We start from the raw sequence: 14,535 nt of genomic DNA, 5'->3' as shown, positions 1-14,535 counted from the left end.
AGACGATGGGTGACCGCAAGAGAAAGCTGGGCCAGGCCGGGCGCTTTCCAAGGGGGCGGGGCAAAAAAGCCAGGGGTTAACCCCGGCATTCGCCATCGGCGGCGTTTCGGTAGAGTTCGTGCACGGCCTCGGCAATATTCGGAACCGTGGCGAGCGCGACGCTCAAGCAGAGGAAGGCAACGAGGCGGTGAAAGCGCCGTCCGGCCCGGTAGGCAAGGAGTGTGCCTGCGCCATAGATCAGGGTGGCGGGTACGGCGAAGATCAGCACCTGCAGCGGCCCGTCGCAATCGGGAGCGGCGATGCCCTGCGCACGATAGACGTTGGCCGGTAAAACGACGGCAAGTGCCGCGAGCGGCATTGCGAGCAGCAGGACGAGGTAAAAGGCGAAGGCCCGCATGTGTGCTAAGCCTATCGCCTCATCTTTCAGCCTCGGCGGGAAAGCGTGAACTGCGAACCTGTTGCCGTGGTGCAATTCAGCTGATTTGATCCGATCAAAGCACAATTAACCAGGGAACTAGTTCTTTTGATATTCGAGTACAGATTTATCTGAATAATCCCATCGGGGCCGGTCGTATATGTCCCCGATGCCATCTGTGTATTTGTTCCATCGTTCGTGCGGGTTACGAACTGTCCGCTTGTGAAGGTAGACGTTAAGCCGTTCGCATCTGACCACGCGCCTTCAACGGAATTTGTAGCGACCGGCGCGGTTGCAACCGGCAGGGGACGAGGTCCTGACCCAACGCAGGCGGCAAGAGCGGCCGCTGCACCGACAAGAACGAGACCAGTTCTGATTTTCATAAGGCTTCTCCCGGCGAATCGGCGCGGCGGACCCGCTGTGTTTCCGGCAAAACATGGCGTGCGCCTACCGGGATGGCAAGACTCGGAAGACGGCGGGCGGCATTTATACAGCCGGCGTTACAAAAATGCCCGCCTTGCGGCGGGCATCTCAAAGTTGCACTGACAGTCTCAGCGAACGAGAATGTTCTTGAACTGCCAGGGATCCCTGGTGTCGATATCTTCGGGGAAGAGGCCCGGACGGCCGTCGAGCGGGGTCCAGTCGGTATAGTGACCTTCAACCGGGCCGAGATAGGGCATCTGCACTTCGAGGCAGCGCTTGTAGTCGATTTCGTCGGCCTCGACGATGCCGGCCTTCGGGTTTTCCAGCGCCCAGACCATGCCGGCGAGAACGGCTGAAGTGACCTGCAGGCCGGTGGCGTTCTGATAGGGTGCGATACGGCGGGTTTCTTCGAGCGATAGGCGCGAGCCATACCAGTAGGCGTTCTTTTCGTGGCCGTAGAGCAGGACGCCGAGTTCGTCGATGCCGTCCTCCAGTTCGTCCTCGTCGAGAACGTGATGGACCGGCTGGGCCGTGCCGCCATTGCCGAACATCTCATGCAGCGACAGCACGGCGTCGTTGGCCGGATGATAGGCATAGTGGCAGGTCGGGCGGAAGGTCACTTCGCCGTCCTTGTCGCGGACCGTGAAGTAGTCGGCGATCGAGATCGATTCGTTGTGAGTGACGAGGAAGCCGTATTGCGGGCCGGGCGTCGGGCACCAGGTGCGCACGCGGGTGTTGGCGCCCGGTTGCTCCAGGTAGATCGCCGCCTTGTTGCCCTTCTTGTGCTTCTTGGCGTTCTTCGGCATCCATTCTTCATGCGTGCCCCAGCCGAGTTCGGCCGGCTGCATGCCTTCGGAGATGAAGCCTTCGACGGACCAGGTATTCCAGAAGACGTTGAGCGGCTTCGGATGTTTGGTGCGCTGGGTGTCGCGCTCAGCGATGTGGACACCCTTGACGCCGAGCTTCTTCATCAGCTTGGCCCAGCCTTCGCGATCGTGCTGGTCCGGCTCCTCGAACTTCAGGCCGGTGTCGTTGGCGAGGTTAACAAGCGCCTGCTTGACGAACCAGGAGACCATGCCCGGATTGGCGCCGCAGGTGGAAACGGCAGTAGCGCCGCCCGGGTTCTTCGCCTTTTCCTTGCGCACGGTTTCGCGCAGCGCATAGTTGGTGCGGTCGGCATTGCTCATGCCCTTGTCGAAATAGAAGCCGAGCCAGGGTTCGACGACGGTGTCGACATAGAGCACGTCATGCTTGCGGCAGAGCTTGATGAGATCGAGCGAGGAGGTGTCGACCGAGAGGTTGACGCAGAAACCCTGGCCTTCGCCTTCCGTCAACAGCGGCTTCAGCAGCTCCTTGTAATTGTCCTTTGTGACATATTCCTTGATGTGGCGAACGCCGTGCTTCTTCAGGATCTCCATGTCGGAGGGCTCTTCGCGCGGGTCGATGACGACCATCCGGCTCTTGTCGAATTTGAAATGGCGCTCGATCAGGGGCAGGGTGCCGCGACCGATGGAGCCAAAGCCGATCATCACGATCGGACCGGTGATTTCGGCATATACCGGATAGTTCTGTTCCGTCATTCTTTTCTCCTGTGGAAGGGGACGAAGGCGCTCAGCCCGAAGAATTCTTGTGAGATTGCCGCAGAAATTGCGAAGTGACCGGCTCTAACCATAAAACCGCGTCACAATAAAGAGCGTTGACCGGGAAAGGGTAAATATCGGGCGGACGGGATGTCCGGCCGGCTCCCGTAAAAATCAGCGTTTCAGGATTTCCAGCCCTTCGGCCGTCGTCGTCACCGCAAGTTCGGTGATGTCGTATTGGGCGACGCCGTGGATGGTGAAGGGATCGGCGGCGACATAGGCTTCGATCGCGGCGCGGTCGCCGATCGCCAGGATCGCGCCGCCGGTGCGCGGCACCTTGCGACCGGAGGCGAGGAACCAGCCCTTGGCATAACCCTCCCTTACCCAGGCCATGTGCGGCTCCATGTGCCGATCGGCTTCTTCATTGGATTTGAGATAGGTGAGGGAGAGAATGAACATGGTTAGTTCCTGACGAGGTTGGCGCGGATCAGGCCGCGCAGCGAATTGCCGATATAAACTTTGCCGGCATCGAGATCGGCAAGTGTCAGGCGGCCGACACGGGCTTTGCGTGCGCAGATGAGTTCGGTGCGCAGCACGCCGGCAAGCAAGCCGCAGGAGATCGGCGGGGTGCGCAGCATGCCGGTCCCGTCATCCAGGAAGATGGAGGTGATGGTGCCCTCGCAGACGTCGCCGCGCTCGTTCAAGAGGATGACTTCATCGGCCTCGGCAGTCGCATATTCGGCGCGCGCGGCCTCGTAGACGGCGCGATGCGTGGTCTTGACGCGCAGCAGTCTGTCGGCGGAATTCAGCCGGGTCTCGGCGAAGCGTACGGTCCAGGTGGTATCCGGCGCCAGGGGCATGAAGGCAGCACTCGTCACCGCGATGCGGCCCTGCGCGTCGAAGGTCAGGCGAAGGCGCAGCGGGCCGGCAGCGCCTGCAACGGCTTCTTCGAGTTTTGCCACGGCATCGATCGGCTGCGGGAAACCAAGACGGCGGGCGGAGCGGGAAAGCCGGGCGAGATGCAGCCGCAGGCGAATGAAGCCTTCGCCGGGCTGCCAGCGCAGCGTCTCGATCAGCGAAAAATCGATCATCGTGCGATCCATTGGTCGCCGACGGCGAAGCGGGCCTTGAGCAGGCACTCCTCATATTCGGCCTCGGCGGTGGAATCGAAGACGATGCCGCCGCCGACATTGAAGACGGCCCTGCCGCCTTCGAAAAGCGTGATGGTGCGGATGGCGACGGAAAACCGCATGGCGCCGGTCGGCGAAATCATGCCGATCGCGCCGCAATAGGCATCGCGCGGGACATCTTCGAGTGCATGGAGGATTTCCATTGCCCTTATCTTCGGCGCGCCGGTGATCGAGCCGCAGGGAAAGAGGGCGGAAAAGATGTCGCGGATCGAAAGGCCGGGGCGCAGCCTTGCCTGCACATGGCTCACCATCTGGTGGACGGTCGGATAGGTTTCGATGTCGAAGAGTTTCGGCACGTCGAGCGTGCCGACCTCGGTGATGCGGGAAATATCGTTGCGCAGGAGATCGACGATCATGCGGTTTTCGGCTTGCGTCTTGATATCGCTGCGCATGGCCTCGATGATTTCGGCATCCTCAGTGGCGGTGGCGCCGCGTTTTGCCGTGCCTTTCATCGGATGGGTCTCGATCCATCCGTCTTCATCGGTGCGGAAGAAGAGTTCGGGCGATCGCGACAGGATGACCGGGCCGCCGAGATCGACGAGCACGCCGTATTTAACCGGCTGGCGTTCGATCAGCGACCAGAAGGCGGCGCGGGGATCGCCGTTCCAGCGGGCCTCGACCGGCATGGTGAGGTTGGCCTGATAGGCGTCGCCGAGCCGCAGATGATTGTGAAGGCGGTCGAAGCGTTCTTTATATAGAGGGAAATCCCAAGCCGCTTTCGGGGCGGTAAGGAATTCCTCGTTTTCAAGGCGCTGTTTCGGCTGGGCGAGTGGGTTCGTGTCCGGCTGCGGAGCGTCGAAAACGCCAAAACAGAGGAGCGGGGTTTCGCGGTCTTCCCCGGCAAAGGCAGCGAGTTTTTCCTCGAAGAAATATCCGGCCTCGTAGGCGATGTAGCCGGCAAGCCATTTGCCCTCGGCCCTGGCCTCTTCCATACGGGCAAGGCCGGCGAAGAATTCGCTGCGTGTCCTGGCGATGATGATCTCTGCCGGCTCGGCGAAAAGCATCACCTCGCCTGATGTGTCGTCGTGGAAGAGAATGTAGGGGTCAGACATGATTGCGCCGCATCTTGCTTGGTTATCCGACGCTTGCGATAGTTTTGATGGCTGCAACGCTGGGCGATGCGAAGCTCGTGGTTTCCTCGCGGCAGGCCGAGACCGGAGCAACACCCACCTCCCTCATTCCTGTGGCCTCAGGGCTTCGCCCAACGGATGTCACAGGAATCCAGCCACGGCGCTTCTGCGCCGTGAATGACTCATTTCCAGTAGATAAGAAGTCTCCTGCGCCCAAGGACTTGGGCGCGCTGGATTCCTGTGACGAGCACAGGAATGAGGGAGAGGGGACTGCCGTCATGGTTCCTCGTGGAGGTTGCAGAATGCCGTTGGCGGGTCAATAGCCCACCATGGCACGCGCTCTAAAGTCTGGCCTAGCCTTACGCCTTATCCAACGCTTCCAACTCATCAATCAGCCCTTCGATCATCGACAGGCCCTGGCTCCAGAACGACGGATTGGTGGCATCGAGGCCGAAAGGCTTCAAGAGTTCCGAGTGGTGCTTGGTGCCGCCGGCCTTCAGGAGCTCGAAATACTTTTCCTGGAAGCCTTTCTCGGCCTTCTGGTAGACGGCATAGAGCGAATTTACCAGGCAATCGCCGAAGGCATAGGCGTAGACATAGAAGGGCGAGTGGATGAAGTGGGGGATATAGGCCCAATAAGTCTCGTAACCCTCGGAAATATTGATCGCCGGCCCGAGGCTTTCCGACTGGACGGAGAGCCAGAGTTCGCCGATGTCGTCGGCGGTGAGTTCGCCTGCCTTGCGGGCGGTGTGCAGCTTGCGCTCGAATTCGTAGAAGGCGATCTGGCGCACGACCGTGTTGATCATGTCCTCGACCTTCTGGGCGAGCATCGCCTTGCGCTCGCGCTTGTCGCTGGTCTTTTCCAGAAGGGCGCGGAAAGTCAGCATCTCGCCGAACACGGATGCCGTTTCGGCAAGCGTCAGCGGCGTCTGGCACATCAGCGCACCTTGCGCGCCGGCGAGAACCTGATGCACGCCATGGCCGAGCTCATGGGCGAGCGTCATCACGTCGCGCGGCTTGCCCATGTAGTTGACGAGCACGTAGGGGTGGGCCGAGGGAACCGTCGGATGGGCGAAGGCGCCGGGCGCCTTGCCGGGGCGGACCGGGGCGTCGATCCACTGCTCGTCGAAGAAGCGCCTGGCAATATCAGCCATCTCGGGGGCGAAATTGCCGTAGGCCGAAAGCACCGTATCCTTCGCCTCAGGCCAGGAGATGACGGCGCTGGAGGTTTCCGGAAGAGGCGCGTTGCGGTCCCAGAAATTCATCTGCTCCATGCCGAGCCACTTCGCCTTCATTTTATAATAGCGGTGCGAAAGGCGGGGATAGGCTTCGCGGACGGCGGCTGCCAGCGCGTCGACGACGTCGCGCTCGACGCGGTTTGCCAGGTGTCGGGAGTCGGCGATGTCTTCGAAGCCGCGCCAGCGGTCGGCGATCTCCTTGTCTTTGGCAAGCGTGTTGGTGATCAGCGTGAAGGTGCGGATATTGGCCTTGAAGGTTTCGGCAAGCGCCATGGCCGCCTTGCGGCGGACTTCCGGATCCTTTTCCTGCAGCCGGTTCAGCGCTACTTCGAGCGGCACTTTCTCGCCATCGATGTCATAGCGAAGTTCCGCCATGGTTTCATCGAAGAGGCGGTTGAAGGCGGCGGCCGATGTCATCGACTTTTCGAGGAAGAGCTGTTCCAGCCGGTCGTCGAGCTGGTAAGGCTTGTCTTTCCTGAGGTCGATAAGCCAGGGGCGGTAATGTCCCGCAGCGGGATCATTGGTCATGCAGGCATCGATCACTGAGTCGTCGATGCGGTTCAGTTCGAGCGCGAAGAACAGCAGGTGGCCGGAAAATTCGGTGATCTTGGCCTGTACGTCGCCGTAGAGCTTGCCGTTCGCCGGATTGGTGGTGTCGGAGAAATAGGTCAAGCCGGCAAAGGAGCCGAGGCGGCCGATGATGTCATCCAGCGCCTCATATTCCTTCAGCGCGGCGCCGATGCCATCGGCGCCGGTCTTCGTTGCCGCGTCGGCGAGTTTACCCTTCCATTTTTCTTCGAAGGCGATCGCGGCCTTGCCGGCCTTTTCCATGTCGGCGACGAAGGCGGTCGAGGTGGCAGAGGGGTAAAGATCCTGCAGCCTCCAGACCGGCAGATCGCCGAGCGCCGGATCGGCGGCCCCAGCTGGCGCTGCTGGCGACAAATGAAGGCCGGCATGCGGGAGCTTGATTTTCATGGGCACAATTCCTCTCCACTTTATAACAGGTCTGTTTGAATAGGCGTGAGAAGGTCCCGTATCAAGGGTCTTTCCGTGCATGAAAGGCGTCGCTTCGGCACGAAAACGACCTGTCGCAATCGTTAAAATGCAATTATTTCTCAAAACTGGATGTTCAAGCCTTTCTGTCAGAGTGCGCTCCAGGGTTTCGCATGAAGTGGAGCGACAATGACCGGTTACAATGAGCTCAAGGGAGCAGGGCAAATCCTCGTGGTCGAGGACGACCCGGTGCAGCGCCGCCTGCTCAAGAACGCAATCGAGCGTCACGGCCATGTCGTGCACCAGGCGGAAAACGGCCGGATCGGCCTTGAAATGGTCAAACGCGACAGCGGCCTTTTCAACGTCATCGTGCTCGACCTGATGATGCCGGAGATGACCGGCCTCGAATTCCTCGAGGCGCTTCACGAATTCGGCACGCAGATCCCGGTTATCGTGCAGACGGGACAGGGCGGTATCGAGACCGTGGTGCAGGCAATGCGCGCCGGCGCCTTCGATTTCGTCGTCAAGCCGGTCTCGCCCGAACGCATCGCCACCTCGATCTCGAACGCGATGAAGCTCGATCAGCGCGAGGTGAAGGCGCGGGCCGGACGCCGGTCGCGCTCAGGCGCGGTCGGTTTCGATGACATCGTCTCGGCAAGCCCGGCGATGATCCGCGTCATCGATCTCGCCCAGCGGGCGGCGCAGTCCAACATTCCCGTCGTGCTCGAAGGTGAATCCGGCGTCGGCAAGGAGCTGGTGGCGCGCGCCATTCAGTCCGGTGGCGACCGCTCGAACAAGCCGTTCGTCACGGTCAATTGCGGGGCGATCCCGCATAATCTCGTCGAGAGCATCCTCTTCGGTCACGAGAAGGGCGCGTTCACAGGCGCGACCGAGCGCCATATCGGCAAATTCATGGAAGCCGACGGTGGCACCATCTTCCTCGACGAGATCGGCGATCTGCCGCTCGAGGTGCAGGTGAAGCTGTTGCGCGCCGTGCAGCAGGGCGAGATCGAGACCGTCGGTGCGCGCACCGCACACAAGGTCAATGTCCGGCTGATTTCGGCGACCAACAAGGATCTGATCGAGGAGGTCAAAAACGGCCATTTCCGCGAGGATCTCTACTATCGCCTCAACGTCTTCCCGATCACCATTCCCGCACTTCGCAAACGCAAGGAAGACATTCCGCATCTGGTGCGCGTCTTTGCCGACCGCTTCTCCAGCGAGCAGAAGAACGGCCGGCGCATGACGGTGAATGCAGGCGCGCTGGCGTTGCTGACCGCCTATGACTGGCCGGGCAATATCCGCCAGCTCGAAAATGCGATCTTCCGCGCGGTCGTTCTGGCCGAAGGAGCGGAGCTGACCGAGGGAGATTTCCCGCAGATCGCCGCCCAGCTTCCGGAATACGAAGTCGTGGATCACCTGGCGCTCGTTGCCGACAATACCGGACTCGATCCCGACGACAATTATGGTGAGGATTTCAGGGCGTCGATCTCCGGAGAGGTGCACCATCACCGCCTGTCAGAATCTTCGGAAAATGCGATTGCCAGCGTCAATCCGGCCGGCGACGTGCGCAAGCTTGCCGATGTCGAGGAGGAACTCATCCGATTCGCGCTCAAATTCTATCGTGGACAGATGAGTCAAGTGGCGCGCAAGCTTGGCATCGGCCGGTCCACACTTTATCGCAAGCTCAAGGACTACGGTATAGACCCAGACAATCCCCAGAAAGATGCGGCTTAAGCGCATTTTATTAAGACTAAGGCAACCACGATTTGTTACTGATCATAAACCACTTGTTAGTGGCTCGTTCACTATGTAAAGAAAAGGTTGATCATGTGTGGCATTTTTGCCATCGTGTGACCGCATTTGACAGTCATCTGAGACAGTACGGGACATTGTCTGTCTGACGGGGATCGAGTTGCCGAATCTGAATGGGAATTCCAAGCCTTCGCGCTTGAGCTGGCGTTCTTTGTGCGCCGACATCTGCGGAAAGGCAGTAAGGACGGCAGCGGCCGCCCTTCTTGCGCTCGCGGTTTCCTCACCGGTATTCGTCAGTACACCTTCCCAGGCAGCCGGCGACACCCGCAGCCTCAAGCTCTATTTCATCCATACCGGCGAAAAAGCCGTCATCACCTACAAGCGCAACGGCAAGTTCGACCCCAAGGGTCTGGAGCAGTTGAACCGCTTCCTCCGCGACTGGCGCAAGAACCAGCCGACGAAGATGGATCCGCGCCTGTTCGACCTGATCTGGGAAGTTTACCGCCAGAGCGGTTCAAAGGATTATATCAACGTCGTCTGCGGTTTCCGTTCGCCGGGGACCAACGAGATGCTGCGCGGCCGCTCGCGTAACTCAGGCGTCGCCGAAAAGAGCCAGCACATGCTCGGCAAGGCGATGGATTTCTTCATCCCCGACGTGAAGCTGGCGACGCTGCGCGGCATCGGCATGAAGATGCAGGTCGGCGGCGTCGGCTTCTACCCGAAATCGGGTTCGCCCTTCGTGCACATGGATGTCGGCGGCGTTCGCGCCTGGCCGCGCATGAGCCGCGACGAACTCGTCCGGCTTTTCCCGAACGGCAACACCATTCATATTCCGGCCGACGGCAAGCCACTGCCGGGCTACCAGCAGGCGATGGCCGATTACAAGCGCCGTGTCAGCGGCACGCAGATCGAGATCGCCAGCGCGTCCGAATCGACGCCGAAGCATAAGACGCTGTTCGAAGCACTCTTCGGCGGCGGAGCGGACGAGCAGGAAGACGAGAGCGACGATTCGACGCCTGTCGCCGTTGCCAAGGCAACGCCGCCGAAGGCCGAGCCGGCGCCTGCCGAACCGCAGCAGACCGAAGTTGCCGATGTGAACGCGCCGGTGCCGCAGGTTCGCCCGGCATTCAGCAACCAGCCTGCCGGCAGCGAAATGGCGAGCGCGCTGGTAGCGCCGTCTTCGGGTAATGCCGCGCAGCAGGCTCTTGCCGCAGCGCTTCCGGCCGATCAGGCCCAGCCGCAGCAATTTGCCGATCTCAGCGGCTACAGTATTCCGGTTCCCTCGCTTCTCGGCCAGCGCCGCGCACCCGGCGACGCCGAACTTGCCTCTGCCGATCCCAGCATGCTGGCGGGCGCGGGGATGCCGGTTCCGACGCCGATCGAACGCCCTGCCGTTGCCGAGAACCTTCTTGCCGCGGCAGATGCCGATCCGGAAGCCGAGGCCGACGAAGCCGATCAGGACGCGCTGTCTCCCGCGGTTGCCGAGGCGCTCGACCAGCAGAACAAGGGTGTCGAAAACCAGGTCGCCTCGCACGCGCCTGAGATGACGGTAGAGCAGGCGATCAACGCCGCGATGCCGCAAAAAGCTCCTGCCGCAAAACCGCCGCTTGAGCTCGCAGCCCTGGCGCCGACCAAATCGGCAAGCTTTGGCGACGGCTTCGACGAACCGGCGGCCGAAAGTGCTGTGGCCCAGGGCCTGCCTGCCAAGGGCGGCCGCCCGACGCAGAAGGAAGCCGCCGCGGCCGATGCCAGCCGCACGACGGTCCGGACCGAGCCGAAACTGACGCAGAAGATGATTTCGCAGTGGGCACTGACCAATGCCCGCCTCGAAATGGCCTCCAAGCAGGTCAAGGCGCCGCGTTTCGTCAGCCAGACGATGCGCGCCCAGCCGACATCCGTCTATGCCGAGGGCTTCAACGTCAAGACCGCTTCGGTCGATCCCGCCCGCTTCAGCGGCACGGCAGTCAATTTCATGGAAGTGCGCAAGTTCAACACGAACTGAGGCGGCCGATCATAAAATATCGAAAACCGCCGGAGCGATCCGGCGGTTTTTCTTTTGACCGCTTCGAACCGGGCGACGTGGCCGTTTGGCCAGGCGCGTTCTATGCAAAAGAAAAGCCGCCGGATCGCTCCAGCGGCTTGGTCGACATCGGTACGTCAGGCCGATCAGCCTTCCGGCGGCGATTCGATCATGCCGAGCGCGTGGAGGTAGGTGTCGAGGATGGCTTCCTCTTCCATGCGCTCCTGCTCGTCCTTCTTGCGCAACGCCACGACCTTCTTCAGGATCTTGGTGTCGAAGCCCATTCCCTTGGCTTCGCCATAGACGTCCTTGATGTCGTCGGCGATGGTCTTCTTTTCTTCTTCCAGCCGTTCAATGCGCTCGATGAAAGCGCGAAGCTGGTCGCGGGCGACGCCATGAGCATCAGACATCGTGTTCTCCTGATTGGGATGGTCAATTTTGAATGCACGTGACTGCCGCGAAGCGGCGTCACGGTCAAGCCTGTTGTCGGTCAACCAGGCTATTTGTGTGGGTTGTTCAGTTCAAAAGCAGCCTTTTGCACAGGCGAGGCCTCGTTCTGGTGAAGATTCTTCCAGTCTTCATAAGGCATGCCGTAGACCATCTCGCGCGATTCGTCCCTGGTAACGGCGACGCCTTCGGCCTCGGCCGCTTCGCGGTACCAGTTCGACAGGCAGTTGCGGCAGAAGCCGGCCAGGTTCATCAGATCGATGTTCTGAACGTCGCTGCGTTCGCGAAGATGGGCGATGAGGCGGCGGAAAGCGGCGGCCTCGAATTCGGTCTGCTGCTCCTTGCTGAGCTCGGTCATCTCGCTTTCCTTTCAATGGGGCCCTTTCTTTCGGTAGGGCCTTGCAAATCAATAGGGGCCGGTGCGTGACAGGTGGACGTCGTATCCGTGCAAGGCGGTATCGGCATTCATCGCCGCAAAGATCGGCGCCAGGCGTTCGGCCCATGCCGATATGCCGGTCTCGTCTGCGATCAGGTCCTGCCGCACCTCGAGCAGCGCATGCGGAATGCCTGTCATCATGCAGTGGCGGTACATGGTATCGCCCTTCAGCGCGCCGTCATAGGGTTCGTTGTCGCCGACGACAAGATCGGGATCGGCGCGCAAGCCGTCGAGCAGCGCACCGACGGCGCGACGGTCGCTATCCCAAAGCACGGCGGCGTGCCAGGGGCGGGGGGTGCCTTTCCAGGCGGGGGTGAAGGAGTGGAGCGACAGCACCAGCGGTGCCCGGCCGGTGGTGTTGGCCACCTTGTCGATCGTTGCGGCGACGGCTTCGTGATAGGGGCGGTGGAAGGTTTCGATGCGGTCGTTCCACTCCTGCGGCGTGATCGGATGATTGCCTGGTATGATGGCGCCGTCCGATATTTTCATGATCAGCGTCGGATCGTCTTCGCCGCGGTTCGGGTCGATCAGCAGGCGCGAAAAGCCGCCGAGCACGGCGGGCACGCCGAGTTTTGCCGAGAGCTGCCGCGTCAGACCCTCGATGCCGATGTCATAGGCGATGTGGCGGGTGAAGGCCGCCTCGGGCAGACCGAGCCGGCCATATCGGGCGGGAAGGCGGTTCATCGCGTGATCTGCGAGGATCACCATGCCTTTGTCATGTTTACCGGATAGGATTTCGAAAGATTGGAAGTCATCCATCAGGAATTGCCGTTCATCATTTTGCGCAGTCGGCGCAGTGATCGCATGCGTCTGCGCCACGTTCAAGCGCCGCAGGCGGACAGAGGTTGAGCCGCGCCCTCGGCGGGTGGTTTGTGAAAGGAAATATAATCGATTAGCATTGCGTTGACTTTCGCTTGACGGCGGCGCAAGAAGACACCGATACGAATAACCGTGGAGCTATTTGGGAGCCGTGTTGATCCAAGCCGCGCCAAGTTTCCTCACGCGGTCCGGACCGCTGGTCCGTCTCGCTTTGTTCGCTCTTGCAGCCATCATGCCGTTTTTCATCGCAGATGCCGCACGCGCCGATTTTCGCGTCTGCAATGGAACGCAAAACCTCGTCGGCGTCGCGATCGGCTATCGAGCCAAGGATGGCTGGATGACGGAAGGCTGGTGGCAGGTGCCGGCAACGACCTGCGCCACCTTGATCGAGGGCGAATTGCAATCGCGTTATTATTACCTCTACGCAGAGGACGCTGCCCGGGGAGGACGTTGGACGGGTGACGTGCAGATGTGCGTGGCGGAAAACGAGTTCAAGATCACGGGTGTGCAGGATTGTTATGCCCGGGGTTACCAGAAGATGGGATTCAAGGAATACGACACGGGCCGCCAGGGCAGCTGGATGGTCCAACTCTCCGACACCCCAGGGACGCAAGAAAGCCAGAATTGATGAAGCGTAATCGCAAAATTAAAATCCTCGCCACCCTCGGGCCAGCCTCCGCCGAGGAATCGATGATCGAGAAGCTGCACCAGGCCGGTGCCGATGTCTTCCGCATCAATATGAGCCATGCGAGCCACGATGTGATGCGCACGCTGATCCAGCGTATCCGCTCGGTCGAAGCGCGCTCCGGCCGGCCGATCGGCATCCTCGCCGACCTGCAGGGACCGAAACTGCGCGTCGGCAAATTCGTCGACAGCAAGGTCGATCTGAAACCGGGCCAGACTTTCACGCTCGACAACAACGAAGCGCTCGGCGATCAGAACCGCGTCTATCTGCCGCATCCGGAGATCCTGGAGTCGGTGCAGCCCGGCCACCGCCTGCTGATCGACGACGGCAAACTCGCCCTGCGCGCAGAAAAATGCGACGGCAAGAGCATCGTCACGACAGTTATTTCCGGCACGCGCATCTCCGACCGCAAGGGCGTCAGCCTTCCCGACACGCTGCTCGGCGTCGGCGCGCTGACGGATAAGGACCGCGCCGATCTCGACGCCGTGCTCGCCACCGACGATGTCGACTGGGTAGCACTGTCCTTCGTCCAGCGTCCCGACGACCTTGCGGAAGTGCGCAAGATCGCCCGTGGCCGTGTCGGCCTGATGTCGAAAATCGAAAAGCCGCAGGCGCTCGAGCGCATCGAGGAAATCATCGAGCTTTCCGATGCCTTGATGGTCGCCCGCGGCGATCTCGGCGTCGAAATGCCGCTTGAATCGGTTCCCGGCATCCAGAAGCAACTGATCCGTGCCTGCCGCCGTTCGGGCAAGCCGGTGGTCGTCGCCACGCAGATGCTGGAATCGATGATTTCGGCGCCGGTGCCGACGCGCGCCGAAGTCTCGGACGTCGCGACCGCCGTCTTCGAAGGCGCGGATGCCGTCATGCTCTCGGCCGAATCGGCATCGGGCGATTATCCAGTCGAAGCCGTCTCGACCATGGCCTCGATTGCCACCGCCATCGAGCGCGAGCCGCATTATCCCGGTATCATCTATGCCCAGCGCGCCCAGCCGGAAGCAACCGGTGCCGATGCGATCTCGCTTGCCGCCCGTCAAATCGCCGAAACGCTGAAGCTGTCGGCAATCGTCTGCTACACCTCGTCGGGCACGACGGGCCTGCGCGCTTCGCGCGAGCGTCCGCAGGTGCCGATCCTGGCGCTGTCGCCGATCATCAAGACGGCGCGCCGCCTGGCCATCGTCTGGGGCCTGCATTGCGTCGTTACCCATGACGCGACCGATCTCGACGATATGGTCAACCGCGCCTGCCGCATCGTCGCCGACGAAGGCTTCGGCAAGCCGGGCGATCGCATCATCATCTCGGCCGGCGTGCCGCTCGGCACGCCCGGCGCCACCAACATGATCCGCATCGCCTATATCGGCTCCGACGGCCAGAGCGGCATCTGATCCGATCGCATCCCTTTAAAAGCCCGCCGCCTCAGAGAGGCGGCGGGCTTTTTCGTTGACGGAACGGCATTGCCAAGGGCTG

General features: G+C 61.2%; 14 protein-coding genes. 4 read left to right on the top strand and 10 right to left on the bottom strand.

Translation table 11 applies throughout. The features are described 5' to 3' along the window. Positions 1-76: 76 nt before the first annotated feature. The 7 genes from RHEC894_RS18370 to RHEC894_RS18335 all read right to left on the bottom strand — a co-directional run bounded on the left by RHEC894_RS18370 (position 77) and on the right by RHEC894_RS18335 (position 6,891). The gene (locus tag RHEC894_RS18370) at positions 77-397 is read right to left on the bottom strand and encodes a hypothetical protein (protein ID WP_085738344.1); all 321 of its coding nucleotides are present in this window, start codon (positions 395-397) and stop codon (positions 77-79) included. Between the two features lie 26 nt (positions 398-423). Beyond that, a complete protein-coding gene (locus RHEC894_RS33425) occupies positions 424-798 on the bottom strand; it encodes a hypothetical protein (RefSeq protein WP_085738343.1) in 375 nt (124 codons plus the stop codon). Between the two features lie 168 nt (positions 799-966). After that, the gene (locus tag RHEC894_RS18360) at positions 967-2,418 is read right to left on the bottom strand and encodes a homospermidine synthase (RefSeq protein WP_085738342.1); all 1,452 of its coding nucleotides are present in this window, start codon (positions 2,416-2,418) and stop codon (positions 967-969) included. A 174-nt stretch (positions 2,419-2,592) separates the two neighbouring features. Next, positions 2,593-2,877, bottom strand: a complete 285-nt coding sequence (locus RHEC894_RS18355) for a YciI family protein (protein WP_085738341.1) — start codon at positions 2,875-2,877, stop codon at positions 2,593-2,595. 2 nt (positions 2,878-2,879) lie between these two features. Then, positions 2,880-3,509, bottom strand: a complete 630-nt coding sequence (locus RHEC894_RS18350; RefSeq protein ID WP_085739043.1) for an aminotransferase class IV family protein — start codon at positions 3,507-3,509, stop codon at positions 2,880-2,882. After that, positions 3,506-4,660, bottom strand: coding sequence for an aminodeoxychorismate synthase component I (locus tag RHEC894_RS18345; protein WP_085738340.1), 1,155 nt, complete (start codon positions 4,658-4,660; stop codon positions 3,506-3,508). The genes RHEC894_RS18350 and RHEC894_RS18345 overlap by 4 nt, the downstream gene beginning before the upstream one ends. Positions 4,661-5,037: 377 nt before the next feature. Further along, a complete protein-coding gene (locus RHEC894_RS18335) occupies positions 5,038-6,891 on the bottom strand; it encodes a M3 family oligoendopeptidase (protein WP_085738339.1) in 1,854 nt (617 codons plus the stop codon). A 207-nt stretch (positions 6,892-7,098) separates the two neighbouring features. On the opposite strand from RHEC894_RS18335, the gene RHEC894_RS18330 reads away from it, so the two are divergent. Further along, a complete protein-coding gene (locus RHEC894_RS18330) occupies positions 7,099-8,646 on the top strand; it encodes a sigma-54 dependent transcriptional regulator (RefSeq protein ID WP_085738338.1) in 1,548 nt (515 codons plus the stop codon). A gap of 178 nt (positions 8,647-8,824) precedes the next feature. After that, positions 8,825-10,666, top strand: coding sequence for a DUF882 domain-containing protein (locus RHEC894_RS18325; RefSeq protein WP_085738337.1), 1,842 nt, complete (start codon positions 8,825-8,827; stop codon positions 10,664-10,666). 164 nt (positions 10,667-10,830) lie between these two features. Here the strand turns inward: RHEC894_RS18325 and RHEC894_RS18320 are convergent, their stop codons facing one another. The 3 genes from RHEC894_RS18320 to RHEC894_RS18310 all read right to left on the bottom strand — a co-directional run bounded on the left by RHEC894_RS18320 (position 10,831) and on the right by RHEC894_RS18310 (position 12,326). Next, positions 10,831-11,094, bottom strand: a complete 264-nt coding sequence (locus tag RHEC894_RS18320; RefSeq protein WP_003585771.1) for a DUF2312 domain-containing protein — start codon at positions 11,092-11,094, stop codon at positions 10,831-10,833. Between the two features lie 89 nt (positions 11,095-11,183). After that, the gene (locus RHEC894_RS18315; RefSeq protein WP_010068865.1) at positions 11,184-11,489 is read right to left on the bottom strand and encodes a DUF1244 domain-containing protein; all 306 of its coding nucleotides are present in this window, start codon (positions 11,487-11,489) and stop codon (positions 11,184-11,186) included. A 48-nt stretch (positions 11,490-11,537) separates the two neighbouring features. Then, a complete protein-coding gene (locus RHEC894_RS18310; protein ID WP_085738336.1) occupies positions 11,538-12,326 on the bottom strand; it encodes an N-formylglutamate amidohydrolase in 789 nt (262 codons plus the stop codon). Between the two features lie 202 nt (positions 12,327-12,528). On the opposite strand from RHEC894_RS18310, the gene RHEC894_RS18305 reads away from it, so the two are divergent. Together RHEC894_RS18305 and pyk are read left to right on the top strand one after the other, a co-directional pair. After that, positions 12,529-13,014, top strand: coding sequence for a DUF1036 domain-containing protein (locus RHEC894_RS18305; protein WP_089152718.1), 486 nt, complete (start codon positions 12,529-12,531; stop codon positions 13,012-13,014). Further along, positions 13,014-14,453, top strand: a complete 1,440-nt coding sequence (gene pyk / locus RHEC894_RS18300) for a pyruvate kinase (protein WP_085738334.1) — start codon at positions 13,014-13,016, stop codon at positions 14,451-14,453. Before RHEC894_RS18305 ends, pyk begins: the two co-directional genes overlap by 1 nt. Positions 14,454-14,535 lie beyond the last annotated feature (82 nt).

It is taken from the genome of Rhizobium sp. CIAT894 (assembly GCF_000172795.2).
Classification (GTDB): Bacteria; Pseudomonadota; Alphaproteobacteria; order Rhizobiales; family Rhizobiaceae; genus Rhizobium.
The sequence above is the reverse complement of the archived record's forward strand: the minus strand, read 5'-3'. Positions and strand labels throughout refer to the sequence as shown.

What these genes read in the sequence shown, in the direction of transcription:
- RHEC894_RS18370 (WP_085738344.1), bottom strand. Translation starts at nt 397, where the DNA reads ATGCGGGCCTTCGCCTTTTACCTCGTCCTGCTGCTCGCAATGCCGCTC.
- RHEC894_RS33425 (WP_085738343.1), bottom strand. Translation starts at nt 798, where the DNA reads ATGAAAATCAGAACTGGTCTCGTTCTTGTCGGTGCAGCGGCCGCTCTT.
- RHEC894_RS18360 (WP_085738342.1), bottom strand. Translation starts at nt 2,418, where the DNA reads ATGACGGAACAGAACTATCCGGTATATGCCGAAATCACCGGTCCGATC.
- RHEC894_RS18355 (WP_085738341.1), bottom strand. Translation starts at nt 2,877, where the DNA reads ATGTTCATTCTCTCCCTCACCTATCTCAAATCCAATGAAGAAGCCGAT.
- RHEC894_RS18350 (WP_085739043.1), bottom strand. Translation starts at nt 3,509, where the DNA reads ATGATCGATTTTTCGCTGATCGAGACGCTGCGCTGGCAGCCCGGCGAA.
- RHEC894_RS18345 (WP_085738340.1), bottom strand. Translation starts at nt 4,660, where the DNA reads ATGTCTGACCCCTACATTCTCTTCCACGACGACACATCAGGCGAGGTG.
- RHEC894_RS18335 (WP_085738339.1), bottom strand. Translation starts at nt 6,891, where the DNA reads ATGAAAATCAAGCTCCCGCATGCCGGCCTTCATTTGTCGCCAGCAGCG.
- RHEC894_RS18330 (WP_085738338.1), top strand. Translation starts at nt 7,099, where the DNA reads ATGACCGGTTACAATGAGCTCAAGGGAGCAGGGCAAATCCTCGTGGTC.
- RHEC894_RS18320 (WP_003585771.1), bottom strand. Translation starts at nt 11,094, where the DNA reads ATGTCTGATGCTCATGGCGTCGCCCGCGACCAGCTTCGCGCTTTCATC.
- RHEC894_RS18315 (WP_010068865.1), bottom strand. Translation starts at nt 11,489, where the DNA reads ATGACCGAGCTCAGCAAGGAGCAGCAGACCGAATTCGAGGCCGCCGCT.
- RHEC894_RS18310 (WP_085738336.1), bottom strand. Translation starts at nt 12,326, where the DNA reads ATGGATGACTTCCAATCTTTCGAAATCCTATCCGGTAAACATGACAAA.
- pyk (WP_085738334.1), top strand. Translation starts at nt 13,014, where the DNA reads ATGAAGCGTAATCGCAAAATTAAAATCCTCGCCACCCTCGGGCCAGCC.